This window comes from Opitutus sp. sgz309028, from assembly GCF_059821195.1.
Genome location: NZ_JCAMRR010000001.1, coordinates 228533 through 252939, shown reverse-complemented (window position 1 = coordinate 252939; position 24407 = coordinate 228533). Strand labels below are relative to the sequence as shown.

24 protein-coding genes are annotated in these 24407 nt (G+C 65.6%); 16 read left to right on the top strand and 8 right to left on the bottom strand.

What is annotated here, in order from left to right:
• Nucleotides 1–29 precede the first annotated feature (29 nt).
• Genes ctaD through AC6RV7_RS00975 form a run of 4 tightly spaced genes read left to right on the top strand, consistent with a single transcriptional unit; the run spans nucleotide 30 to nucleotide 3893 of the window.
• The gene (gene ctaD / locus AC6RV7_RS00990) at nucleotides 30–1928 is read left to right on the top strand and encodes a cytochrome c oxidase subunit I (protein WP_500092023.1); all 1899 of its coding nucleotides are present in this window, start codon (nucleotides 30–32) and stop codon (nucleotides 1926–1928) included.
• Nucleotides 1925–2533 (top strand): cytochrome c oxidase subunit 3, encoded by a 609-nt coding sequence (locus AC6RV7_RS00985; protein ID WP_500092022.1) that lies wholly within the window; start codon nucleotides 1925–1927, stop codon nucleotides 2531–2533. Before ctaD ends, AC6RV7_RS00985 begins: the two co-directional genes overlap by 4 nt.
• Nucleotides 2530–2949 carry a hypothetical protein gene (locus tag AC6RV7_RS00980; RefSeq protein WP_500092021.1) on the top strand — a complete coding sequence of 140 codons (420 nt, stop codon included), beginning with the start codon at nucleotides 2530–2532 and terminating at the stop codon, nucleotides 2947–2949. The genes AC6RV7_RS00985 and AC6RV7_RS00980 overlap by 4 nt, the downstream gene beginning before the upstream one ends.
• A complete protein-coding gene (locus AC6RV7_RS00975; RefSeq protein WP_500092020.1) occupies nucleotides 2946–3893 on the top strand; it encodes a cytochrome c oxidase assembly protein in 948 nt (315 codons plus the stop codon). The genes AC6RV7_RS00980 and AC6RV7_RS00975 overlap by 4 nt, the downstream gene beginning before the upstream one ends.
• Here AC6RV7_RS00975 and AC6RV7_RS00970 read toward each other — a convergent pair.
• The gene (locus AC6RV7_RS00970) at nucleotides 3881–4558 is read right to left on the bottom strand and encodes a beta-propeller fold lactonase family protein (protein WP_500092019.1); all 678 of its coding nucleotides are present in this window, start codon (nucleotides 4556–4558) and stop codon (nucleotides 3881–3883) included. The two genes, AC6RV7_RS00975 and AC6RV7_RS00970, sit on opposite strands and share 13 nt — an antisense overlap.
• Nucleotides 4559–5027: 469 nt before the next feature.
• On the opposite strand from AC6RV7_RS00970, the gene AC6RV7_RS00965 reads away from it, so the two are divergent.
• From AC6RV7_RS00965 to AC6RV7_RS00955, 3 genes are read left to right on the top strand one after another with little or no spacing between them, the layout of a single operon-like run.
• The gene (locus AC6RV7_RS00965) at nucleotides 5028–6059 is read left to right on the top strand and encodes an ATP-dependent DNA ligase (protein WP_500093003.1); all 1032 of its coding nucleotides are present in this window, start codon (nucleotides 5028–5030) and stop codon (nucleotides 6057–6059) included.
• Between the two features lie 58 nt (nucleotides 6060–6117).
• Nucleotides 6118–6417, top strand: a complete 300-nt coding sequence (locus tag AC6RV7_RS00960) for a Dabb family protein (protein WP_500092018.1) — start codon at nucleotides 6118–6120, stop codon at nucleotides 6415–6417.
• Between the two features lie 16 nt (nucleotides 6418–6433).
• A complete protein-coding gene (locus tag AC6RV7_RS00955) occupies nucleotides 6434–7207 on the top strand; it encodes a metallophosphoesterase family protein (RefSeq protein WP_500092017.1) in 774 nt (257 codons plus the stop codon).
• Between the two features lie 15 nt (nucleotides 7208–7222).
• Here the strand turns inward: AC6RV7_RS00955 and hflX are convergent, their stop codons facing one another.
• Nucleotides 7223–8497 carry a GTPase HflX gene (hflX, locus tag AC6RV7_RS00950; protein ID WP_500092016.1) on the bottom strand — a complete coding sequence of 425 codons (1275 nt, stop codon included), beginning with the start codon at nucleotides 8495–8497 and terminating at the stop codon, nucleotides 7223–7225.
• A 104-nt stretch (nucleotides 8498–8601) separates the two neighbouring features.
• On the opposite strand from hflX, the gene AC6RV7_RS00945 reads away from it, so the two are divergent.
• Nucleotides 8602–8982 (top strand): response regulator, encoded by a 381-nt coding sequence (locus AC6RV7_RS00945; RefSeq protein WP_500092015.1) that lies wholly within the window; start codon nucleotides 8602–8604, stop codon nucleotides 8980–8982.
• Nucleotides 8983–8998: 16 nt separating this feature from the next.
• On the opposite strand, the gene AC6RV7_RS00940 is transcribed toward AC6RV7_RS00945, so the two are convergent.
• Nucleotides 8999–10048 (bottom strand): lactonase family protein, encoded by a 1050-nt coding sequence (locus AC6RV7_RS00940; RefSeq protein ID WP_500092014.1) that lies wholly within the window; start codon nucleotides 10046–10048, stop codon nucleotides 8999–9001.
• A 273-nt stretch (nucleotides 10049–10321) separates the two neighbouring features.
• On the opposite strand from AC6RV7_RS00940, the gene AC6RV7_RS00935 reads away from it, so the two are divergent.
• Together AC6RV7_RS00935 and AC6RV7_RS00930 are read left to right on the top strand one after the other, a co-directional pair.
• Nucleotides 10322–11815, top strand: coding sequence for a butyryl-CoA:acetate CoA transferase (locus tag AC6RV7_RS00935; RefSeq protein WP_500092013.1), 1494 nt, complete (start codon nucleotides 10322–10324; stop codon nucleotides 11813–11815).
• A gap of 30 nt (nucleotides 11816–11845) precedes the next feature.
• Nucleotides 11846–12049 (top strand): hypothetical protein, encoded by a 204-nt coding sequence (locus AC6RV7_RS00930; protein WP_500092012.1) that lies wholly within the window; start codon nucleotides 11846–11848, stop codon nucleotides 12047–12049.
• 19 nt (nucleotides 12050–12068) lie between these two features.
• Here the strand turns inward: AC6RV7_RS00930 and AC6RV7_RS00925 are convergent, their stop codons facing one another.
• The gene (locus tag AC6RV7_RS00925; RefSeq protein WP_500092011.1) at nucleotides 12069–12647 is read right to left on the bottom strand and encodes a DNA-3-methyladenine glycosylase I; all 579 of its coding nucleotides are present in this window, start codon (nucleotides 12645–12647) and stop codon (nucleotides 12069–12071) included.
• Nucleotides 12648–12774: 127 nt separating this feature from the next.
• Between AC6RV7_RS00925 and AC6RV7_RS00920 the strand changes: the two genes are divergently transcribed.
• The 4 genes from AC6RV7_RS00920 to AC6RV7_RS00905 all read left to right on the top strand — a co-directional run bounded on the left by AC6RV7_RS00920 (nucleotide 12775) and on the right by AC6RV7_RS00905 (nucleotide 15684).
• Entirely contained in the window at nucleotides 12775–13722 is a 948-nt protein-coding gene (locus AC6RV7_RS00920) for a helix-turn-helix transcriptional regulator (RefSeq protein ID WP_500092010.1), read from the top strand.
• Nucleotides 13723–13788: 66 nt separating this feature from the next.
• Nucleotides 13789–14196, top strand: coding sequence for a VOC family protein (locus tag AC6RV7_RS00915; RefSeq protein ID WP_500092009.1), 408 nt, complete (start codon nucleotides 13789–13791; stop codon nucleotides 14194–14196).
• Nucleotides 14197–14321: 125 nt separating this feature from the next.
• On the top strand, nucleotides 14322–15143 hold the full coding sequence (locus AC6RV7_RS00910) for a VOC family protein (RefSeq protein ID WP_500092008.1): 822 nt from the start codon (nucleotides 14322–14324) through the stop codon (nucleotides 15141–15143).
• A gap of 109 nt (nucleotides 15144–15252) precedes the next feature.
• Nucleotides 15253–15684, top strand: coding sequence for a DoxX family protein (locus tag AC6RV7_RS00905; RefSeq protein ID WP_500092007.1), 432 nt, complete (start codon nucleotides 15253–15255; stop codon nucleotides 15682–15684).
• Between the two features lie 20 nt (nucleotides 15685–15704).
• Here the strand turns inward: AC6RV7_RS00905 and AC6RV7_RS00900 are convergent, their stop codons facing one another.
• The 3 genes from AC6RV7_RS00900 to AC6RV7_RS00890 all read right to left on the bottom strand — a co-directional run bounded on the left by AC6RV7_RS00900 (nucleotide 15705) and on the right by AC6RV7_RS00890 (nucleotide 22676).
• Entirely contained in the window at nucleotides 15705–16970 is a 1266-nt protein-coding gene (locus AC6RV7_RS00900; RefSeq protein WP_500092006.1) for a phospholipase A, read from the bottom strand.
• Between the two features lie 306 nt (nucleotides 16971–17276).
• Entirely contained in the window at nucleotides 17277–20714 is a 3438-nt protein-coding gene (locus AC6RV7_RS00895) for a PPi-type phosphoenolpyruvate carboxykinase family protein (RefSeq protein ID WP_500092005.1), read from the bottom strand.
• A 147-nt stretch (nucleotides 20715–20861) separates the two neighbouring features.
• Nucleotides 20862–22676, bottom strand: a complete 1815-nt coding sequence (locus AC6RV7_RS00890) for a chloride channel protein (protein ID WP_500092004.1) — start codon at nucleotides 22674–22676, stop codon at nucleotides 20862–20864.
• Between the two features lie 82 nt (nucleotides 22677–22758).
• Between AC6RV7_RS00890 and AC6RV7_RS00885 the strand changes: the two genes are divergently transcribed.
• A complete protein-coding gene (locus tag AC6RV7_RS00885) occupies nucleotides 22759–23175 on the top strand; it encodes a MarR family winged helix-turn-helix transcriptional regulator (protein ID WP_500092002.1) in 417 nt (138 codons plus the stop codon).
• A 66-nt stretch (nucleotides 23176–23241) separates the two neighbouring features.
• Nucleotides 23242–23787: a hypothetical protein gene (locus AC6RV7_RS00880; protein WP_500092001.1), complete on the top strand. Its 546-nt coding sequence runs from the start codon at nucleotides 23242–23244 to the stop codon at nucleotides 23785–23787.
• A gap of 27 nt (nucleotides 23788–23814) precedes the next feature.
• Here AC6RV7_RS00880 and AC6RV7_RS00875 read toward each other — a convergent pair whose 3' ends face one another.
• Nucleotides 23815–24321 (bottom strand): chemotaxis protein CheX, encoded by a 507-nt coding sequence (locus AC6RV7_RS00875; protein WP_500092000.1) that lies wholly within the window; start codon nucleotides 24319–24321, stop codon nucleotides 23815–23817.
• Nucleotides 24322–24407: the final 86 nt, after the last annotated feature.

The following is a 24407-nucleotide window of genomic DNA, read 5'->3' as shown; positions in this document are numbered from 1 at the left end:
CAAGGGTCGGCGGGACGGAGGCCGCGGGCGTGAAGCTTTCACCCGAAGCGGAGGCGGCGTTGCACGAACCGGCCACGGACGCCGAGGCGGCCCTGCTCGAGCGCACCTGGGCGCGACCGCGCGGGCTCGCGGGCTGGCTGGCGTCGACCGATCACAAGGACATCGGCCGGCGCTTCGTCGTGACGGCTTTTGCATTTTTCCTCATCGGCGGCGTATTGGCGGCGCTGATGCGCCTGCAGCTGAGCCGGCCGGAGTTGGGGCTGCTCGATCCCGATTTATACAATCAGGTGTTTTCGATGCACGGTGCGACGATGATGTTTCTCTTCGCCGTGCCGGTGATGGAGGCGATGGGCGTTTACCTCGTGCCGTTGATGATCGGCACGCGCAACCTGGCGTTCCCGCGGCTCGCGGCGTTCGGCTATTACATCTATCTTTTCGGCGGCGTGATGATCTACGTGGCCTTCGCCTTCGACACGGGCATCGAGACGGGCTGGTTCAGCTACGTGCCTCTGGCGGGGCCGGAGTTTTCGCCGGGCAAGCGGACGGATTTCTACGCGCAACTGATCACCTTCACGGCGCTGTCCGCGATGGTCGAGGCGGTGAACCTCATCGTGACGATCCTGAAGCTGCGGGCGCCGGGCATGACGCTCAACCGGATGCCGCTGTTCGTGTGGGCGATGCTGGTGACCTCGTTCATGATCGTGTTTGCGATGCCGACGGTGGCGACGGGCAGCGCGATGCTGATGCTCGACCGGCTGGTGAGCACGCAGTTCTTCAATCCGGCCGAAGGCGGCGATGCCTTGTTGTGGCAGCATCTGTTCTGGTTCTTCGGACACCCGGAAGTTTACATCATTTTCCTCCCGGCCACGGGGATGGTTTCGGCGATGCTCGTGCCGTTCACCCGGCGCGCGATCGTTGGCTACACGCCGGTGGTGCTGGCGCTGATCGCGACGGCATTTGCCGGATTCGGCCTGTGGGTGCACCACATGTTTGCGACGGGCTTGCCGAAGCTCGGGCAGAGTTTCTTCACGGCAGCGAGCATGTTGATCGCGATTCCGAGCGGCACGCAGATTTTCTGCTGGCTGGCGACCTTGTGGATGGGGCGGCCCCGGTTCACGACCCCGCTGTTGTTCGCGCTCGGATTTCTGTTCACGTTTGTGATGGGCGGGCTGACCGGTGTGATGCTCGCCGCGGTGCCGTTCAACCTGCAGGTGCACGACACGTATTTTGTCGTCGCGCATTTTCATTATGTGCTGATCGGCGGTGCGGTTTTTCCGCTGTTCGGAGCATTCTACTACTGGTTCCCGAAAGCGTATGGTCGCATGCTGAGCGAGCGCCTCGGACGGTGGAACTTCGCGCTGATGTTCGCGGGGTTTCAGCTCACGTTTTTTCCCATGCACATTCTCGGGCTGCACGGCATGCCGCGGCGCGTGTATACTTATCCGGCGGAGACGGGATGGGGCGGCCTCAGCCTGCTGGCGAGTATCGGGGCCGGGGTGCTTGGGCTCAGCGTGCTGCTGTTTTTGATCAACGTATTGCTGGCGCTGCGGCGACCGCGCGAGAATCCCGCGAATCCGTGGCATGCCGACGGCCTCGAGTGGTCGACGACCTCGCCGCCGCCGGCCTGCAACTACGCCGATCTTCCGGTCGTGCGCGGCCGCTATGCGCTGTGGACCAAGGGCGAGCCGACGGTGGTCACGGGCCTGCGCCGGGACAGGATGTTCGTGCTCGTCACGCATGTGCTGGACGCCCAGCCGGATCACAAGCTGGAGATGCCGGCGCCGTCGCTCTGGCCGCTGCTCGCCGCGCTGGCGACCACCGCGCTGTTCATCGCGACGATCTTCACGCCGTGGGGTGTAGTGTGGGGACTGATACCGGTATTCGTGACGCTCGTCGGCTGGTTCTGGCCGAAACAGGACGAATCATGAAAACGCTGCACAAACTGGACGTGTCCGAGCTGCCGGAATACGCCTTCGGCCACCGCAGCATCATGTGGTGGGGCACGATGGGAATCGTGCTGATCGAGGGCACGATGTTCGTGGCGCTGCTTGGGACCTATTATTACCTGCGCAGCCAGTCGACGGGGTGGCCGCCGGAATCGCCGCCGCCGGACCTGTGGTTCGGCACGATCAACACGGTGATTCTCCTGGCGAGTTGTGTGCCGAATCATTTGTACAAAAAGGCCGCCGAGCGGGAGGACCTGCGTGGCGTGCGGATCTGGCTCGTGGTCGCGGTGCTCTTCGCCCTCGCGTTCGTCGCGATCCGGGTCTTCGAGTTTCGCACGCTGAATTGCCGCTGGTCGGACAACGCCTACGCGTCGGCGATCTGGACGCTGCTGGGCTTCCACACGGCGCACCTGGTCACGGACCTGCTCGATACGCTCGTCCTGACCGTGCTGATGTTCACGGGCCCGCTGAAGGGAAAGCGCTTCGTCGACGTCGCGGAGAACGGCATGTATTGGTATTTCGTCGTGTGGGCGTGGCTCCCGATTTACGCGACGATCTATCTCGTTTCGCGAGGAGGTGGCGCATGAGCGGCTCGGACCTCCGTCTGCCGGCGCGCGACAACGTCCCGGACGAGTCGCCGGGCAACAACGAGACGCGGCGCGACGTCCTTCGCCTGTGGACGGGGATTTTTGCCGGGCCGTTCGCGTGGTTTGTGCACCAGCAGGTGTCGTTTGTGCTGGTGCCGTGGGTGTGCCGGAATGGCGAAATCTACTGGCTGCACCTGCTGACCGTCGCCTGCCTTGCCGCGACCGCGCTGGCCGGGCGCATCGCCTGGGACACGTGGAAGCGGGAGCGCCACAAAACGCGGTCCGAGCCGTTCCGGCCGGGACAGCAGCGCGTGATCTTCATGGCCGTGCTCGGCGTGCTGGGCTGCGCGTTTTTCGCCGCGGTCATCGTGGCGCAGGAAATCCCCAATTTGTTTCTCGATCCCTGCCAGCGATGAACCCGCCCGCGTTTGCCGCTCTGCTGGCGTCGTGCCTGCCGCTCGCCCACGTCGGTCCGGCGTCGACGAACGGACCGGTGAACTGGTCGCAACTGGTGCAGGCATGGGAACTCGATCCATTGCTGCTGCTCGGGCTGGTCGTGAGCGCGTGGATTTATCGCCGCGGCGTGCGGCGGCTGCGGGCGGAGCTGGACGCGGGGCACGGCCTGCGCGGTTGGGAAGTCACGGCATTTTGGGCGGGCTGGTGGACGCTGGTCCTCGCGCTCTCGTCGCCGCTGCATCCGTGGGGACAGGTGCTGTTCGCCGCGCACATGACGCAACACGAACTTCTCATGGTCGCCGCCGCGCCGCTGCTGGTGTTGGGTCGCCCGTTCCTCGCGCTGATGTTTGCGCTGCCGCGGGCCGACGCGCGTCAGCTCTCACGGGCCGCACGCCGGCCGGCGCTGCGGCGGACCTGGCGCACGCTGACTCATCCCGTGGTCGCCTGGGCGGTGCACGCGGCCGCGCTGTGGCTCTGGCATGTGCCGGTGCTGTTCCAGGCGACGCTGGTGCGACCGTGGCTGCACGATCTGCAACACCTGAGTTTCTTCGGCTCGGCTTTGCTCTTCTGGTGGAGCGCACTTGACGCCCGCGCGAGGCTGCAAGGTTTCGGCGTGGCGGTGTTATATCTGTTCACGACGATGGCGCACACCGGACTGCTCGGTGCGTTGCTGACGTTTGCGACGCGTCCGCTTTATCCCGACTACGCCGCGGGCGCGCGGGCGTGGGGGCTGACGCCGCTCGAGGACCAGCAACTGGGCGGCCTTATCATGTGGGTGCCGGCCGGACTCGTTTATATGATTGCAGGGCTCGCGCTGGTGGCGGGCTGGATGCGCCGCGCCGACCGGGCGCCGACGCCCCCGGCGGTTCGTCGATCCCCGGGCACTTCAGCTCAGTTGGGCTGAAACTCGCGCGCTTGCGGGGCGCTGGAGTTGGCGCCGGACGAAGGTCCAATGGCGATGCCCCACGGGCCGGCCCCGGCGGGGACGCGCTGCAACTCGCGCCGCGCGCGCACGTCGATCACCGACACGTCGTTCGACGCGCCGTTGGCCGTGAAGAGCCGGGAGCCATCGGGACTCAAGCCGAGGCCCCAAGGCCGCGCGCCGACGGGGATGCTCGCGATCACCTCGCGTTTTATGAGGTCGATCACGACGACCTGATTCCCGCGACCGGTGGAAACGTAGAGTTCGTGGCCGTCGGGCGAAAGCGCGGACGCCATCGGCAGAGCAGGCGTCGGCAGCGGAATTTTTCCGACGAGCTGAAGCGGGTTGGTTTCCAGCATCGCGATCGCTGCGCCGGTTTCCAGCGGCACGTAGGCAAACGTGCCATCGCGATCGAACCTGATCGTGCGCGGGCGACCGCCCAGCCGGAGGTGTCCGCGAGGTTGGCCGTTGGGTACGGAAACAATGAAGACATCGCCTTCCTCTTCACAGGCGATCCACGCTTCGTCGCGAGTGGGATGGAGGCTCACGCCCTCGGGTTCTTCGCTGACGGGCGAACGGGCGAGGCGTTCGCCGGACTGGACATCCCAGATCGACACGGCGGCAATGTCTTCGTTGGCGACGATCACGTGGCGGCCGTCGGGAAAAAGCGAACTCCTCCGGATCGGACCCGACGGCGAGGCGGCGGACGACGCGATTTTCCTGCAGATCGATGACGGCGAGGCCGTCGGCGGATTTGTCGGCCTGGGGGCTGCGGGCGCGTTCGGGATCGGCGCCCGGCCCCTGACGCGGCGAGCCGCTGGTCGCGACGAGCAACCAGCGACCGTCGGGAGACAGGTGCAGACCGCGCGGACGCTGGCCGACGGACAGGGTGAAGAGCGGCGCGAGCGTGGCGCCGTCGAGGACGGAAACGTCGCCGGACCGCTCGTTGCTGACATAGATGCGAAAATCGGCGCCGGTGCCATGAGTCCACGGGGCGAGCGCGACGAAAAGGACGGAACGGACGAGTCGGGCGAAGCGCACATCACTGCGGACAGAGGTCGCGCGCGGGCGTTCCGCGGCGCGAACCGACGCGGCGGCAGGCGGTCCGAGATCGCGATGAGCTTGGCGGTAAAGACGAGTCTTGCCCCGATGGAAGCGGCGTCCGTTGAGGAGATTCCCACGGGTGGCGGCTGGCAGTATGAGCCGAAGTGGGATGGGTTTCGCTGCCTGGTTTTTCGGGACGGTGAAAACGTCGAGTTGCGGTCGAAGGCCGGACAGCCGCTGGGGCGCTACTTCCCTGAAATCGTCGCGGCGGCGCAACAGTTGCGGGCGGCGCGCTACGTGCTCGACGGCGAGTTGGTGATCGCGCACGGCGGGACGCTGTCGTTCGACGAATTGCTGCAACGGATACATCCGGCGGCGAGCCGGGTGACGAAGCTGTCGCGCGAGACGCCGGCGTGGCTGGTGGCGTTCGATCTGCTGGCGGACGAGCGAGGACATTCGCTGGTCTCGCAGCCGTTGGGCGAACGGCGAAAGGCGCTGGACGCGTTTGCGAGACGGTTCTTCCCGCCGGACGGAGCGCTGCGGCTTTCGCCGGCAACGGTGGACTTGAAGGTCGCCAGAAAATGGTTCGGCTCGGTCGGCACGAGTCTGGACGGATTGATCGCGAAACGCGTCGACGCCCCGTATGCGGCGGGCGAGCGCACGGCCATGGTGAAGATCAAACCGGAGCGCACGGCGGACTGCGTGGTGGGAGGGTTTCGTTACGCGGCGAAGAAGAAGGAAGTAGGCTCGCTGCTGCTCGGGCTGTATGACGACGACGGGCGGCTGCATCACGTCGGCTTTTGCTCCGGTTTGAAGGCAGCGGAGAAACCGGCGCTGACGAAGAAATTGGAGGCGGCGATCGGCGGGCCGGGTTTCACGGGCCGGGCGCCGGGCGGGCCGAGCCGGTGGAGCACGGCGCGATCGGCCGAATGGCAACCGCTCGCGCCGGAGCTGGTGGTGGAGGTGGCGTTCGACCACGTGACCGGCGAACGCTTCCGTCACGGCACGCGACTGGTGCGCTGGCGACCCGACAAGGCGCCGCGACAATGCACGATGGACCAGCTGCGGCAGAAAGCGTCGCGGGTGCTGGCCTGGCTCAAGTGAGCGGGGCGAGGGAACTCGGAACTTGCGTCGGCAAACGCGCCCGCGAGGCTTCGAGAGCATGCTCGTTCACTCCGTTTATTTTTGGCTGAAGCCTGAACTTTCCGACGCTCAGCGCGCGGATTTCCGTCGCGGCGTCGAGTCGCTGGCCGGCATCAAGTCGGTGGAAAAGGTTTATGTCGGCACGCCTGCGGCCACGCCGAAGCGCGCGGTGATCGACGACAGTTATTCGGTCGCACTGACGGTGCTCTGCCGCGATCTCGCCGCGCAGGATGCGTATCAGATCGATCCGATCCATCTCGCGTTCGTGGAGCAGTTCAAGACGTTCTGGACGCGCGTGCAGATCTACGATTCGGAGTGAGGTGACGCGAAGGCAGATGCTCGGGAAGCTGGCGACGCTGCTGGGCACCCAGCGGTGGCCGGGCTGGCTGCATGCAACGGAAGCGGCGCCGTGCGCGTTCGCGGTGGCGAACGATTTCCATCACGACGGCCCGGCGTGCGATCCGTGGTTCGAGCGGCTCTTCGAGAGCATCGGCCGTCATCCCGGGCTCGAGTTCTGCGTCGGCCTCGGAGATCTGTCGCACCAGGGGCAGCCCGAAAGCCTCGAGGCGATCCGCCGGCTGTCGCGCTGCGCCGGCGTGCCGTTTTATCCGGTGCCCGGCAACCATGACAACGATCTCGATGGCACGACGCGGCGCTATGCCGCGGTGTTTCCCGGGCGTATCAACTATTCCTGGACGCAGGCGGGCTGGCAGTTCGTCGCGCTCGATACGACGGACGGGGCAAAATGGAAGGAGACGCACATCGCCGAAGCGACCCTGGCGTGGGTCGAAGAGGAACTGGCACGGCTCGATCCGCGGAAACCGACGGTGATCTTCACGCATTTTCCGCTCGGAGCCGGCGTGCGGATGCGACCGCTCAATGCCGACGAACTTCTGGCGCGGTTCGCGGGTTTCAACGTCCGCACGGCGTTTTGCGGGCATTTCCACGGCCGCAGTGCGGTGCGGCGGGGCGACTGCGATCTCGTGACGAACGTCTGCTGCTCGCGGGTGGCGGCGAACCACGACGAATCGGTCGACAAAGGTTACTGGCTGTGTGCGGCGCGCGCCGACGGAACGCTGACGCGCGCGTTCGTGACCTTTGCCGGCTGAGCGCCGGCGCCGGTTTCACTTCACGACGAAAGGCGCGAAGAAACCGGACTGCGTTGGGGGAAAACGGGCTTTGATCCGCACGCCGCCGTCGAAGTCCTCCGACGCCTGCACCTCGCCGAACTCGTGGAGACGCGCGATGACGTCGTAGCGCTCGTGCGGCACGACCAGTTCGGTCGAACCGAAGGCGTCGGCGATCAGCTCGAGGCAGCGCGTTTCCAGGAGGTCCATCCCTTCCCGGGTGCGCGCACTGACGAAGATCGCATCGGGCACGAGATGACGCGCCCGTTGCCGCAGCGCGGGATCGGCGATGTCGGTCTTGTTGAAAACGGTGAGGATCTGCTTGTCCGCGGCGCCCAGCTCCGCAAGCACGCCGAGCGTGGTGGCGTGGTGCTTCTCGAAATTTGGATTGGCGACGTCGAGCACGTGGATGAGGAAATCGGCGACGACGACCTCTTCCAAGGTGGCCTTGAAGGCCTCGACCAGGCCGTGCGGCAGGCGGCGGATGAAACCGACGGTGTCGGTGACGAGCAGCTTCTGGTTGCCGCGCAGCTGGAGCTGGCGCGTGGTGGGATCGAGCGTCGCGAACAGCTTGTCTTCCGCGAGGACGTGCGCGCCCGTGAGGGCGTTGAGCAGCGAGGATTTTCCGGCGTTGGTGTAGCCGACGATCGAGGCGGTCGGAACCGGCACGCGCAGCCGCCGGCGACGCTGCACGCCGCGCTGCTGCACAACCTCGACGAGCTCGCGTTTCAGATGCGCGATGCGGTCGCGCACGATCCGGCGGTCCTGCTCGAGCTGGGTTTCGCCTTCGCCGCCGAGGGCGCCTTTGCCGCGCTGACGGGAAAGATGGGTCCACGCGCGGGTCAGCCGCGGTAGCGAGTATTCCATGCGCGCGAGCGCGACCTGGAGCACCGCTTCGCGCGTGTGCGCGCGATCGGCGAACACCTCGAGGATCACTTCCTCGCGATCGATCACGCCCAGCCCGGTGAGCTCTTCCCAGTTGCGCTGCTGGGCCGGCGAAAGTTGCTCGTCGAACACGATCACGTCGGCGTTCTGCGCCTTCGCGCGCTCGGCCAGCTCCGCGGCCTTGCCGGAGCCCAGAAGGAGGGAAGGCGTGGGCGTGCGCAGGTTGACGAGGGTGGAATCGACGACCGTGAGCCGCAAATTCTCCACCAACTCCTTCAGCTCGCCGAGCAGTTCCGCGGCTTCCCCGGCCGGCATGTCATTCGTCTGGACGCCGATCAGAAAGGCGCGTTCGAGGTTGCGGGGTTTTTCGGTGAGAAATACGGCCATCGGAAGGAAACGCCCAGAGATATCCGGATCGCGGGCGGCGTCAACCGGCTGAGGGCCAACCCCGGCGGCTTGCGTCGCATCGAGACGCCCCTAGCATTTCGCGCGTGAAAAGCCGCTCGATCCTGGTTGTCGACGACGAAAGTGAGCTCCGCGACATGATTGCCCGCGTGTTGTCGGAGGCCGGCCATCGGGTCGAAACCGCCAGCGACGGCGCGATCGCAAGCCGGCTGTTTGCGGCGCGGGATTTCGATCTGGTCGTGACCGACGTGATCATGCCCGAGCGCGATGGCATGCAGGTGATTTCCGAACTGCGGCGGAAGCACCCGCAGGTGAAAATCATTGCGATGTCCGGCGGCGGCCACGTGCCGCGGGAGCATTATTTGAAAATGGCGAGAGGCCTCGGCGCACACGCGGTGCTCTCGAAGCCCTTCGACGTGCAGGAACTGCTCGCGGCGGTGGCGTCGGCGTTTCCCGTCGACGCGTGAGCGCGGGGCGTCGCCGTCAATTCGCGAACAAGACGCAGACCGGCGCGGGCACCTGGGCGACGGCGTCGGTCGCGGTGAGGCGTCCGGTCTCCGAATCGACGCGAAATGCCTTCAACGTGCCGGCATCCTGGTGGGCGACGATCAGCCAGCGCCCGTCCGGGGAGAGCGCGAAATCGCGGGGGTTGGGCCCGCCGCAGGGAACGATTTCCACCAGCGAAAGCCGGCCCGTGCCTTCTTCGAACCGAAACACCGCGATCGTGTCCGGACCGCGGTTCGAGCCGTAAACGAAGCGCCCGTTCGGGTGCACGCGGACGGCGGCGGATTTGTTCTTCCCGGGAAACTCGGCGGAGAGCGTCGACTGCGTATCCAGCGGATGAAGTGTGCCGCGCTCGGCGTCGTAGCGGTAGGACGTGAGCGTGCCGCCCATTTCCGAAATCATGAACGCGTGGGCGCCATCGGGGCTGAACGCGAAGTGCCGCGGGCCCACGCCGGCCGGCGTGCTGACAAACGCCGGGTCGTGCGGCTGCAGCGTGGCGGTGGCCAGATCGATCTTGTAGATGTAGATCTTGTCAGTGCCGAGATCGCACGCGAAGACGAACCGGTTGTCCGGCGAAACCGTGACGGAATGCGCGTGGGGCGACGTCTGGCGGTCCGGGTCGACGCTCGAGCCCGTGTGCTGGATCAGCGTGGCGGGAGCGCGCAGACGGCCGTCGGGCGCAATGGGAATCGAGCCGACCGTGCCCGTGTGATAATTGGAAACGAAGAGCACGCGACCCGTGCGGTCGGTCATCAGATGGCAGGGTGCCTTTCCGGCCGCCGGCTGCCGGTCGTCGAGCGGGGTGAGGGTGCGATCGGCGCTGACGGCGAAGCCCACGGCCATGCCGGCGGATTCGCTGACCGCGTAGAGGTGGCGCTGGTCGGGAGAGAAGGCGAGGTAGGTCGGACTGGTGGTTTCCGCCGCGACCTGTGGCGCATCGAAGCGGCCCGTGGCCGGATCGAACGAGACGGCGTAGATGCCTTTGCTGCCGGAATTGGTGTAGGTGCCGATGAAAAGAGCGTGCGACATGGCGGAAGACAGGGAAAGGAACGGAAATGTGGCGAAAGCGAAGGTGGAAACGACCAGAGAGCGCAGGCGCATGATGGGGAAGGTCACAGGTATTTGCCTGCAAATCCGCGATCTGCAATCGGACAGACCGGTTTTTTCGTCATAGGCGCACACTGCGCATTTCTTGCCCGACGTCTTCGGTTGAGCAATTTTCGCAATGCATGCGCCAACCTCTGCGCAGTCGGCGGCGCGCGGCTCTGCGAAGATAGCTGAACCAAATTCGAAGCACCACCCATGAGTTTCCCCTTTCCCTTCCTCTCCGCGGACGAAGCCGCGGCGTTTATCAAGGATCGCGACACGATCGGTTTCGGCGGTTTCACGGCGGCGGGAGCCTGCAAGGTCATCCCCCTCGCCATTGCCGCGCGCGCCAAGGTGGAGCATGCCGCGGGCCGGCCGTTTCAGCTCGGCGTGATCACCGGCGCCTCGACCGGTCGCTCCCTCGACGGCGCGCTGGCCGCGGCCGAGGCGATCGCCTGGCGCACGCCTTACCAGTCCGATCCGACGCTCCGCAAAGCGATCAATGAAGGGAAAACGCGGTTCTTCGACCTGCACCTTTCCGCCGTGCAGCCCACCGTCCGCAGCGGCGTTCTGGGCAAGGTCAACTGGGCGATCGTCGAGGCGAGCGACGTGAAGGCGGACGGCACCATCACGCTTTCGACGTCGGTCGGCGCGGCGAACACCTTCGTGCGCATGGCCGAACGCGTGCTGATCGAGCTCAACGCGCACCACCCGGCGGCGCTGACAGGTTTCCACGATTTGTATGAACCGGCCGATCCGCCGGCACGCCGCGAGATTCCGCTCTACACGCCGACCGATCGCATCGGCTCTCCCGTCATCAAGATCGATCCGAAGAAGATCGTGGGCGTGGTGAAGACGAACGCGCCCGACGAGACCGGTGGCTTCGATGCGCCGGATGAGGTGACGAACCGGATCGGCGAAAACGTGGCCCAATTCCTCGCCGACGAGTTGCGCGTGGGCCGGCTGCCGAGCTCGTTCCTGCCGCTCCAGTCCGGTGTGGGTAACATCGCCAACGCCGTGATCGGCGCGCTCGGTTCGAATCCGGGCATCCCCCCGTTCATGATGTATACGGAGGTGATCCAGGATTCGGTGATCGACCTCGTGAAGAGCGGGAAATGCGTGTTTGCGAGCGGCTGCTCGCTGACCGTCAGCCCCGAGAAGTTGAAGGAGGTTTACAGCGATCTGGAATATTTCCGTCCGCGCATGGTGCTGCGGCCGCAGGAGATTTCCAACAGCCCCGAAATCGTGCGCCGGCTTGGCCTGATCACGGTGAACACGGCGATCGAGGTCGACCTTTTCGGCAACGTGAACAGCACGCACGTGATGGGCCGCGACCTGATGAACGGCATCGGCGGCTCCGGCGATTTCACGCGCAACGCCCACGTGTCGATCTACACCTGTCCGTCGGTCGCCAAGAAGGGCGCGATCAGCACGATCGTGCCGCTGGTGACGCACCTCGATCACAGCGAGCACTCCGTGCAGGTCGTGGTGACGGAATACGGCGTCGCGGATCTCCGCGGCAAGGCGCCGGCCGACCGCGCGCGCCTGATGATCGAGAAATGCGTGCATCCGGATTATCGTCCGCTGCTCACCGCCTATCTGAACATCTCCGGCTCCGGCCACGTGCCGCAGACGCTGCAGAACGCCTTCCGCATGCACCTTGCGTATCTGGAAGGTGGAGACATGCGCAAGGTCGGGTGGCACCGCTGAGCTTGGCGGCGGCCTCCGCGAATCTGCGCGATGAGCTTTTCGTGTCCGTTCTTCCGTCCCGAGGGCGAGTATTGCCTGCGGTTGAAGACCGACTGCATCCCCGGCCGGCGCGGCTGTGTGCTGCCGGCGGATACGGTCTTCGCCGTGCCCGCGGAGGAGCGGGTGAAGGCGAAGGAAGAGGAGAAACGCCAGGCCCAGGCCGACCGTCTGCCAACCTGGCCGCCGGAGCCCTGACCCGGCGGCCGCGCGCGCGCTATGCGCCGGCGCGCTGGCAGGCGGCGTGACGCGGGCAGGTGACGAGGTGGTCGTTGACCATCCCGCTGGCCTGCATGAACGCGTAGCAGATCGTCGTGCCGACGAACTTGAAACCGCGCCGCTTCAGGTCGGCGCTGAGCGCGTCGCTTTCGACCGTGCGCACGGGGACGTCTCCGGATGTGCGGCGGCGATGGACGATGGGTTTGCCGCCGACAAAGGACCAGAGATAGCGATCGAAGCTGCCGAACTCCTGCTGCACGGCGAGGAAGGCGCGCGCGTTGCCGACGGTGGCGTCGATCTTGAGCCGGTTGCGCACGATGCCGGGATTTTTCAGCAAGGCCGCGCGCTTGCGCGCGTCGTAGCGCGCAATCCTGACAGCGTCGAACCGGTCGAACGCGGCGCGATAATTTTCGCGTTTGGCGAGAATGGTGGACCAGCTCAGCCCGGCTTGCGCGCCTTCGAGAATCAGCAGTTCGAATAACGCGCGGTCGTCGTGGAGCGGCACGCCCCATTCTGAATCGTGGTAGGCTTGATCGAGCGGCGTCTTGGGCCAGGGACAGGGACGGAGCGTGGGCATGGAAGGAAGGTGCGAGCAGGGTAGCACGGCGCGCGACAACCTTATGTCAGGATTCGTGAGGGGGAACGCGATGCCGGCCAGCGGTTTTCCTTTGGCGGGCGCGCCGGAAGTTTTCCATTCTGCCGGGATGAACCGAACGGACCGGCTCGTCGCGATGGTGATGTTTTTGCAGGGGCGGCGCGTGGTCAAAGCGGACGAGCTGGCGGCGCATTTCGACGTGAATGTGCGGACCGTTTATCGGGACGTCGCGGCGTTGAGCGAGGCGGGCGTGCCGGTCGCGGGCGAGGCGGGCGTCGGCTACAGCCTGGTGAAAGGCTATCATCTGCCGCCCGTCATGTTCACGGCGGAGGAAGCGATGGCGCTCTTTGTCGGCGGCGAAATGGTGAAGCAGTTCACGGATGCGTCGTTGGGCGAGCCGATGGATTCGGCGCTGTTGAAAATTCGCTCGGTGCTGCCGCGGGACCGGCAGGACGACGTCGATCGGCTGGCGAAGGCGACGGTGATTTATGGCACGCCGCGACTGCCGTCGGGATTGGATCAACGCACCTTGTTGCCGATCCAGCAGGCGGTGGTGTCGCGACGGGTGTTGCGGATGACCTACCACTCGCGCACGAGCGGCGGGGAAACCGCGCGCGAGGTGGAGCCGCTCGGGGTGACGTTTCACGGCGGCGCGTGGTATGTCGTGGGTTGGTGCCGGCTGCGGAAGGCGTTCCGGTATTTCAAACTCGAGCGCGTGCAGACGCTGGAGGTTTTGCCGGAACGTTTCGCGCCGCGGCCGGAGTTTTCGCTGCGCGACTACATGCAGCGCGAACTCGCGGCGGAGACGGAAACCGTGCGCGTCTGGTTCGCGACCCGTGCGGTGGACCGTGCGCGACGGGAAAGCTATTCGGGCTTCATCGAGGCCGTGCCTGCGCGCGAGGGACTGGAAGTGGCGATGAAGACCTTCGCGCTCGAGTGGATGGCGCGATGGCTGTTGTCGTTCGGCGCCGATGCGGAAGCGCTCGCGCCGGCGCGCCTGCGCACGCTCGTGGCAAAGGAGGCGGCGGCGGTCGCGCGACGGTATCGTCCGGAGTGAGGTTTTTTCCGGATCCGCGCGCTCCTGACATAAGGATGTCAAAAGCCGGTGGTAGGATTCGCCGCCATGAACACCCCCGCTCCCGTCTCCGCTGTCCGCGTCAAAGAAATCGCGTTTACCGGCTATCCCGTGACCGACCTGCCTCGTGCCCGGGCCTTCTATGAAGGCGTGCTGGGTTTGAAATCGGCGCTGACTTTCGAGCACGGCGGTGCGGCGTGGATCGAATATGAGATCGGCGGCGGCACGCTCGCGATCAGCAACATGATGCCGGAGTGGAAACCCTCGCCGGACGGCCCTTCGATCGCGCTGGAAGTGGAGGATTTCGACGCAGCGGTGGCGGCGTTGAAGGCGGCAGGCACAAAATTTTTGCTGGAGCCGATGGTCGGTCAGACCTGCAGCCTCGCCGTGGTGGCGGATCCGGCTGGCAATGGCGTGGCGATCCATCGGCGCAACGAAGCGGCATCTACGACCTGATCCGGTCCTGCAGTGAGACACAGCGAACGCAGTATTTTGGCTGCTTCTGACTCACCCTGTCGGAAAAGGACGTATTTAAACGTCATAGAAGTGGGCTCAAATTTACCCGCACGTATTTCCCTTACATGAAGACTCGCACGATCACCCTTTCGGTCGCAGCGGAACGCGATACGCTTTTCGCTTTTCTTCAGCACATTGAGAACCTGCCCGCCTGGGCGCCGGAAACGTTTCGCGAGTTGCGACGCGAGGGAGGTCATTGGAAAGCGCGCACCCCCGTGGGCGAAATGCACGTCGCATTGATGGCCGATGCGCGCACGGGCGTGATCGATCTTTTGATCGGCGAACACCCCGACGAAATGACGCTGTGGCCGATGCGCGTGACCTGCCGTTCGCACGGAGCGGCGTTGACGGCGACGATCTTCCAGGCGGCGGACGAGCCGGAGGAGCTGTTCGATTGTGTCTGCCGTGCTTGGATGGCGGATATGCGCGGCCTCTCCGCGAAGTTCGGTGGAAACAACCTCGACGTCCTGCCGAGTGAGGGCGTGGCGTTTTACCCCGGGATCGTCACGGCCGATTTCTACGGAACGTGGGATTTTTACAGCACGCACCTTGGCTTCCGCACCGTGGCCGAATGCAGTTATTACGTGCAACTCGCTCATCCGAGCGGCGCGCAAATTTCGATCCTGCGTCACGAACTCGACGGCCAGGCGCCGGAATTGATCAGCGCCACGGACGGCCGGGGGTTCTGGCTGAATCTCGATGTGGCCGACACGGATGCCGAACATGCGCGACTGAGTCAGGCCGGCCTCGAGATTGTGGCGCCGCCGGAGGACAAGCCCTGGGGCGACCGGATGTTTGTGATCCGCGATCCGAACGGCGTGCTCATCGCGCTCTCGCATCGCGTGGCCTCTCCGGCCATCGAGACGATGCCCCTGGCGGTGAACTGAGCGGCTCAGTCGCGCGGCGGTCGCTGCCGAAGTGACCGCAAAGCTCTTCGCCTCAGGTGAGTTGACCGGCGGCGTGACGCAGTCACGTTGGCGGCGAGTATCACTTGTCATGAAGAGTTTCCTGAAATTCCTCCAATTCGGCTTCATTCCGCGCAGCTCCGATCTCGCGCTGCTCGTTCTCCGGGTGTGGCTCGGCATATCGCTGCTGGCGCTGCACGGCTGGGCGAAGCTGGTCAATTTCAGTTCCATGGCGGGCCGTTTTCCGGATCCGCTCGGGATCGGCCCGAAAGGCAGCCTGGCGCTCGCGATCTTCGCCGAGGTGCTTTGCGCCGCACTGCTGGCGCTGGGCCTGGCCACGCGCTTCGCGGCGCTCGTGCTGATCGTCTTGCTCGCCGTCGCGTTTCTCGTGGTGCACGGACGCGCCTTGTCGGGGGCCGGCAGCGGCGAGATGGCTTTCGTCTACCTCGCTGGTTTCGTGACGGTCTTTCTGGCCGGTCCGGGCCGTTACTCGGTCGATGCGAAACTCGGCGGCGCGGTCTGAGCCTTCGGCCGGTGGGCGGCTCAACGCACGATCATGATGCCGAAGCGAAGCTGATCTTTGCGCCGGACATTGTAATCGAGGAGGCTTTCCCCGTAGCCGTTGAAATACTGCACCAGCGCGTAGCCACCCAGCGAGTGGGGCAGGATGAGTTTGAGCAGCGGCGTTTCGATGGCGGGCCAGGAAGCGTCGAACTCGACGCTTCCGTATCCGCTGGGGTGGCCGCGGAGCTCCGTCGCGAGTTGGAATCCGCGATCGTATCCGCCGCGCAACTTCAATGCCACATAGCCGCGATAGCGCGCGATGTCGGGATTTTCGTCGACTTGAAAATACGAGCTCGCCCGGGCGCCCGCCTCGAAGAAGCGGCCGCGGTCGTCCGACCACCGGAGGGTCGTCCCGAAATAAAGCGTGTTGAGGCTTCGTGAATCGGCGGGCGCCGGATCGGTGGCGGGATCGGGCGTGCCGCCTTTGCCGTTCGATTCGTGCTGAACGCCGCCGTTGACCGTGAAACGCCAGCCGACGGCCTTCTCGGGTCTGAACGTGTGTTCGAGGAAAATCGTCGGCCGGTAGCTGGAATCGTAGAACGGTTTGGAGAAGGTCTCCAGGTCCCAGATCGTGGTTTGCGAATAGGCGGCGTGCAGGTCGCGGGCGAGCTGGGCATACCACGGATCCCCGGAGGTCGCCGGCTCGAACACGCGGTATTTGAAACTGAACTGGAAACGGGCGTTCAACCGGGCGCGGGACCCGACCGCAAAGTAGATCGGTTCGTAACCCGAGATGTGCCGCCGCATGTTTTCCAGATCGGTCGTCAGATCGAGATGATGTCCCGGCTTCAGCGCCGTGCGCTGCGCCGGGGTGGGAGCGGCCGCCTCGGGCGGGGTTGCGCTCGCGAGAGCGGCAGGATGCTGCAGTTCGAACATGATGCTGTTCGTCTCCGGCCGAAGCAGCCGCAATGAAACGAAGCCGTTTTCTCCCTCGAGCGGCTCGCGCAGCACCAGTTTTACGGTGCGACGGCTGAGCGCAGGCACGACGCAGCGGAGATCGTCGGTCTCGGCCAATTGGAGCTGCGTGCGGTGGCGGCCGGTGCTGCTGGAATAGTCGGCGGAGATGACCTGCGGAAATTCGACCGTCTCGTCGAAGGGCGTCGGGTTGTTGAGATAAAGCGTGAACACCAGGCCGGCCTCGCCGGGCACCGCGTCGTTCGGCGGAACAAGCAGAAAATCGACCCGCGCGTGGAGCCCGGTGGCGGGCGCGAGGACGAGCAGAAAAACGAGAAGGCGAAACTTCATGATAACGTGCGACCGGTCCGAGGGTGAGGTGGAGATCCGTGCGGGTGCAAGCGGCGCCACGCGCGCGTCTTCGCGGTGCAAGCCCCAGCCAAACGTGGGGAAACTTACCCGCCGCGGTGCCATCGCTCGCGATACGCCGACGTTGCGCCGCGTTCCGATGAGACCACGCGGCGGTCAAACCGCCGGACGGAGCCGGTCAGCTCGCTCCGCCGGCGTCGCGAACGTAGCGCAGGTGTCAGAACCGTGGATACGACGGGCCGACCGGCGGCCGCGGGCGGCGCGCCGGTGGAGCTCCGCGATCCGCGTTCAAGGCTGCAGCTTCGCGATCTCCGCGGCGACGGCTGGCTCGGCGCCGATCGTGCCGGTGAGCCGCTTCGCGTAAGCCGGTTTGCGAGCCGCGCGGGCGTGGGCGGCGACGCGATCGAGCTTCTCGCGGATCGAGAGTTCCTCGGCCACCTCGCTGTAGTTGTGGCGGCGGAGGAATTTCTCGAGGTAGCGCGCGTGGTGCTCCCACAGGTGGGCATCGACGATGCGCTTCGCCTCGAGGCGCGCGGCATACCAATCGCTCGCGAGCATCGACTCGCGCGTGAAGAGGGCGCGGAACTCGGGATGATCCGCGCCGCGGCCTTCCCACTGGCCGTCGCGCATGATGTGCAGCAGCGCCTTCAGCGGCGGCACGGCCTGCTCGATCGAGCCGTCGTTGAAGTAGTTTGCCGCGGCGGTGCGCATCGCGGTGGCGATGTTGGTCATGCCGGCGACGAACACGTCCATGTCCTGCTTCTCCGGGCGGAGATACTCCTCCTCGAAGACCATCGTCGGATTGCTGAACATGCGGCCGAAGAACGTCTGCACGAAGCGCTCGGTGATGCGCCAGCCGAGGCGGTTCGCGAGCACGCGCTGGCCGTTGTGATCGAAGTCCGCGCAGCGCTCGAGATAGCCGTGCTCGATGAGGAATTTCGGATCGCGTTCCTCGGGCGACATGCGCGCCCAGATCTCGGGGACGAGCAGGCTGATGTCGTGATCGACGCGGAGCTTCGGGCCCACCCAGCCGGCGGCCGTCGAGAAGACGGGGAGACCGGTGAGGATGAAGGAGACGAGCGCGGCGTTGAGATCGTAGATCGGCGGCAGGGCGTTGAACGGACCCTTCGTCAGCGCGCCTTCCGAGCCCGCGCCGGTGGTGGACGGCGATTTGCCGGTGAGGCTGCCGATGAGATCCATGAAGGCCTCGGGCAATTCCTGGTAGTGGATCGGTCCATACACGCAGAGCGGCTGGACGCCGGCCTCGGGCGGGTTGAGCCGGCGGCCCATGAGCACGGCGCCGACCGGAAACACCACGGGAGCGTCGGCGCGGAGCCGGCGGTAAAGGCGCGCGCCGGTTTGCGCAAGATACGTGGCGCGCGGGTCCTCGAGGTCGGGACGATATTGCAGGTAACGCGGGTTCTTCGAGGGCTTGCCGTCGACCACGCGCGGATGCGCGGGCGACACGAGGAACTGCGGGCCGGGCTTCTCGAGGAAATCGTGGAAGATCTTCTGCACCGGCTCCGTGAACGCGTCGAAGCCGAGCGCGTCCTCGACGATGGCGGTCGCGGCCTTGCGATCGAGCGGCTCGTAATTCGAGAAGAAGTTGCCGGGGCGGCCGAAATCGCGCTCCGTGCGTTTGTCGTAGCCGCGCACGATCGCGTCGTCGGGCCGCTGGAAGAGGCGCGTCTCGCAGTTGTGGACGAATTTGAGCGACGGCTCGGTCGCGTTGGCGGGGATGCCCTGCACCTGCTCGCGTGGCGCCACCGCCGAGGCGGTGATGTCGTCTTCGACCTGGATCTTTTCCGCCGGGAAAAAGTCCTTGCGCAGCGTGAAGGTGCGCCAGCCGCCGTCCTTCGTGTAGCCGACACGGAGGTAATGCGTGAGCAGGCGTTCGCGGTGGTATTTGAGCTCGTTGCCCGGGCGGGCGTTGATCGTGTCGACGCTGTAGTGCTCACGCCAGTCGCCGGCCCAGGACGGCTTGTAGGCGCGCTTCACGATCAGGACGAGGTCGCGGATGTTGCCCGGAATCGTCTCGAGCCAGGCGTTGTATTCGTCGGTGTAGTCGGGGCTGACGGAGAGCAGCTTGACGACCGAGCCGAGCGAGCGGCGTGGATCGAGCACGGGGCGGCCGTGCGGGCGGTTGCGGGCCGGATCGCGGAAACGTTTCGAATAGTCGTAGCGCAGGATTTCGTCGACGCGATCGAGGTCCTTGTTGAGTTCGCTGACGAACACCGGACCGGAGAACGTGGCGTCGGCGATGGATTTCGAGATCTCGGATTTGCCGCCGCCGGAGACGGTGCACGGCTTGTGGCAGAGCAGGCCCTCGGCGGTCGTGCCGCGCAGGCGCCAGCGGCGGCCCTGGTCGGGCTTGTTCATCTCCACCTTGTAGCCGGACGGCAGCACGTAGGTGATGCCCGGCAGAAGTTTCAATTTCTGCTCGGAGCCGTCGCCGTTTTTCCACGTCACGCATTGCGTGCGCAGATCGAAGCGGGAGTCCTGCGGCACGTAATACACGTCGGACACCACGCGGTCGCGCGCCCAGCCGCCCGGCTGCAGTTCGGCGCGCTCGCCGAGCAATGCGAGCGCCTCGGAGAACGTGTGATCGACGACCGGCACGTAGCTGCTGAGCTGGAAGTCTTCGCCGAGATCGTAACTGGGAAACACGATGGCGCCGCCAGCGTGTTCCTCCTCGGCGACGCCGAGAAGATTCGCGGCGAAGCTGATCTGGGTCTTCACCTCCTTTTTGCAGTAGCCGAAATAGTTGTCGGAGATAATCGTGACGACCACGCCGGAGGCGTTGCGGGCGGTGATCTTGAAGGCGCCGCCGTCGTTGTAGAGCTCGTTGGGATCCTTCCAGCACATCCCGTCGCGACGCTGCCGCGGCGTCGCGGCGTCCCAGGAGGGGAGGCCGAGATCGATCTTCTTCAGGCCGTTGAGATGCGGGGCGAGGATGACGCAGCCGGTGTGGCCGGTCCAGTGCTCGGGATCGAGCGCCGCGTCGTTTTCGGGGAGATGCGGATCGCCGGCGTTGCCGAAGATGCTTTCGACGAAATCGAGGTTGGCGACGAGGCTGCCGGGGACGAAGAAACGCGTCTCCATGGACCGCGCTGGCGTGAAACCGGGCACGGCGGGCACGACGGTCGGCCGCAGATAGAGCGACACGAAACACGCGGCCTGCTCCGGCTCGGCCGCCGTAAACGGGAGCCGCGCGAAATCGGTGGGCGGCTGCAAGGCGATCCGCAGCAGCCGGCCGAAGACGGCGGCGGGGACGGCTTTTTTGTCGTCTGGAATCGGGAGCCCACCTTCGGTGACGTGGAAAATGCCCTGGGTGGTGCGGCGGTCGGCCTTGGGATTGTGCAGCACGCCCTGGCGCACACGGCGCGAGGTGAGAATCGGGCTCTGGTGCTCGTCGCGCGACGGCGGCAGCGAGAGGGTGCGGGCCAGCCCGGCGCGATCCAGGACGAGCGTGGCCGGCGGCAGGCGCGGCGTCTCGACTACACTCTCCAGGTAGTCGAACAGAAAGTTCTGAATGCGCTGGTCGACCGGGCAAAGATGGCGGGACAAGGCGCGATCCTTTTCGCGGCTTAGCGCAACAAAATTGCCGACGAGGTCGCCGAGTCCATCGTCGGCCAGCGGCACTCCCGGCTGCGAGAGTTCGCGAAGCTTCAGATTGAGGTAGGCCAGCGTGCGAGTGTCGGTGGAGGAGGTGGGAGAGGTCGACATGGCGATTGAAAACATCCGGAGGCGCCGAGAAGCAAAGAAACGTCCGGCCATCGCGCAAACTAATAGACTGCGCAGTTTATGCGGGGAACACGCGCAAAAGCTGCGCAGCCGAAAGGATGCAAGATCGGCGCAGTCGCATCGCGGCGGTCAGGCTTGCCGGCGACGCAGGAAGATGCGCTCGCGCCGTTCCTCCTCCGCGTGGCGGTGGAGCCGCGCGGCAAGGATATCGCCGCGTCCCAGATAGCCGATCACCTGTCCGGGCCGGTCTCGCTGCACCACCGGCAGCCGTCCCACGCCGAGCGTCAGCATCCGGGTGAGCGCGGTCTGGAGGGTTTCGTCGGGAAACGCGGTCGCGACGCCGGAGCGCGCCGCCGATATGACCGGTGCGCGGCCGGAGGGATCGCGTTGCAGCGCGTTCATCAGATCGCCGCGGGTGATCACGCCCGCCAGATTCCCCTCGGCATCGACGATGAACGCCGCCTGGCGGCGGGCCACCGCGGGATCGTCCTGCGCGATGCGTTCGGCAAGCGTGCTGATCGTCATGTCGGCCGGAACCAGCGGCGGCTGCCGGTCCATCGCTTCTCCGACGCGCGCGAGTTCGAAGACGTCCACCGAATATTCGCGCGCGATGTGTTGTCCGCGCCGGGCGAGTTTTTCCGTCAGGATCGAGCGACGCAACAGCAGCACGGTCACACACAGTGCCGCCACGCTGCCGACGAGGAGCGCGGGCAGCGCGTGCAAATCCTGCGTGAGCTCGAGCAGAAAGAAGACCCCGGTGAGCGGTGAACGCATCGTGCCGCCCATCATCGCGGCCATGCCGACCGTCGCCCACAAGCCCGCGTCGCCGAGCCCGGTGGCGTTTCCGACGAGTGCGCCCAGCGCACCGCCGATCATCAGCAAAGGCGCGAGCACGCCGCCGGAAGTGCCGGAACCCAGCGCGACCGCCCAGACGATGCCCTTGCCCACGAGCAGCGAAACGAGCGCCCAGCCGAGAATATCTCCGCGCAACAATCCATGGATGCTTTCGTAACCGACACCGAGCACGCGTGAATCGAGCAACCCGCCCAGACCTACCACCACGCCGCCGATCGCCGGCCACCACATCCAGTGAAGCGGCAGTTTCTCGAAACCATCCTCGCACGCATAAACGACGGCAGTGAGCAGGCCGGACAATAATCCGCCGCCGATGCCGATCGCCAGCGCGATGCCGAGCGCGGCGGAAGAGAGCGGTGCGTGGGCCGCGACCGGGAAAATCGGACCGGCTCCCAGCAGCGGCACCCGCAGCAACGCGGCCGTCACCGCCGCGACGGCGACCGGAATGAAGCTGCGCGGCTTCCACTCGAACAGCAGCAGTTCCACCGCGAGCAGGACGGCGGCGATCGGCGTGGCGAACACCGCGGCCATCCCGGCGGCGGCGCCGGCGACGAGCAGCGTCTTTCGTTCGGCGGCGGTGAGGTGGAACAATTGCGCGAAGATCGAACCGAACGCACCGCCGGTCATGATGATCGGCCCTTCGGCGCCAAACGGGCCACCCGTGCCGATCGACACGGCGGAGGAAACGGGTTTCAAGATCGCGACCTTGGGCTTGATGAGGCTGCCGCCGAGAAGGATCGCCTCCAAGGCTTCAGGAATGCCGTGACCGCGGATTTTGTCCGAACCGTAACGCGCCATGAGGCCGATGATCAGGCCGCCGATGACCGGCACGGCCACGCCCCACCAGCCGAAGTGATGATCCTGCAGCGCCACCGGTTCCGCCGAAAAACGGAGGAAGAACGCGGCGTTCGTGAAGACGGCGATCAGCCAGAGCAGCACCTTCGCCACGACCGCGCCGAGCGCGCCGATCGGCAGGGCGAGGGCGCAGAGCAGGAGCACGCGCCGGTTGGTGCTGAAGTCGGCGAGACGATCCGAAAGATGGGTTTGGGCAGGCGCCGGAGCCGGCGCGGCGGGAACAGCGGAGGACATAAAACGGAAGAAAACATATCGTAGTGCGATATATTGCAATGGCATTGTCGCGATCGCGCGGATGCGCTTGATTGCGCGTGCCATGACTGCGAAACGAACCGCCCGCCTGACGAAAGCGAACTACGAGGCTCTCGCGGAGCTCCGCCATACGCTGCGCGGCTTCCTCCGGTTCAGCGAAGCCGCGGCGAAAGCGGCGGGAGTGCCGCCGGAACAGCATCAGGCGCTGCTCGCCATCAAGGGTTTCCCTGGCCGCGACATCATCACCATTGGCGAGCTCGCCGAACGGTTGCATGTGCAACACCACAGTGCGGTTGGCCTCGTCGACCGCCTGGTGCGACGGCAACTGGTGCGTCGCGTGCGCGACGGCGCCGACCGCCGCCGGGTGCACGTGGAGCTGACCGCGCGGGGCGAGACGCTGATCGGCCGGCTGTCCGCCGCGCACCTCGACGAGCTGCGTCAGATCGGGCCGTTGTTGCGGCAATTGCTGGACACCATGTGACAGGTTAAAACGCCTTGCGGGTAGGGGGCTTGCGACGCACCGCCCCGGCGCCCGAAGATGCGGGGAATGGGGGTTTTAAGCTTTGGGATCAACGCGCGCGCCGAGATCGTCGCGGTGGGGGACGATTGGGAAAAACATGCAGATCAAGGGGCGCCGCCGCGGGCGGCGATCATTGGCCGCGTGCTGTGGGATTTTTTTGCCGATCCAACGACCAAGGAGCTCTACGCGCGACTCGTGAACCGCCTGCCCGCCGGCGGCTCCGTGAGCGTTCCGTATCGCTGCGACACGCCTTCGCGCCGGCGTTGGTTCGTGATGACCATCGTGCGACAGGGGACGGATCGGGTGGAGTTTACGTCGCGCCTCATGCGCGAGGAGAATCGCGCGCCGGTGGCGCTCTTCGAATTCGCGCGGGCCAGAGACGAGCGAATGGTGCGGATGTGCAGCTGGTGTCAGCGGATCGCCGCGCCGGACGACGGCTGGCTGGCGGTGGAGGAGGCGATAGCGGTGTCGCGCTTGTTGGAACGCGAAACGATGCCGCGAATCACGCACGGCATCTGTCCCGATTGCGTCGATGGGCTCGCTCGCTCGACTTCCCTCGAGTGGAAAACCTGAGCCGCCCCCCTGGGGCCGGCCCGCGCGTCAATCGATCTTGAGCTGCAGGTCGACGGCGAGCCGGTGCCCGGAGCAGTCGAAATGAAAGATGTGCCGCGTGGCGGATTTGATCGCGGCGATCGACAGCTTTTGTCCGCGAACGATCGCGGGCAGCGTGAGTTTGCAGGGGAAACCCATGTCGCACAGCGTGTTTTTAAAACCGCCGACGGTCATGTTCGTGATTTCTCCAATCGCATCGTGCACGACTTCGTCACCGTGCATCTCCACCTCTTCCCGGCTCATCCCGAGAATCCGGCTGCTGGCGATTTTCGCGAACTGTTCCGTGAGGCAAAGATAGATCAACCCGTCCGCCGCGCCCAGAAAACCCACGCTCGCAATCACGTGCGGCGACGCGAGTGGCAGCGAATGCACGTCGGCGCCGACTTGGTTCACAAACCGGACATCGTCGCCCGCCATGGTTTTGAAGACCGCCTGAACCGAGCGGATGATGCAGTCTTGGATGACCTGATCGGTGACAGGGGTTTTTACGTCCATTCGTGAAAAGATTACCCGTTATCGGGACAAACGCCGATTCCTGAAGCGCGTTTTTGGCCGCGCTACGCCGTTTAGCGGCATAAAAA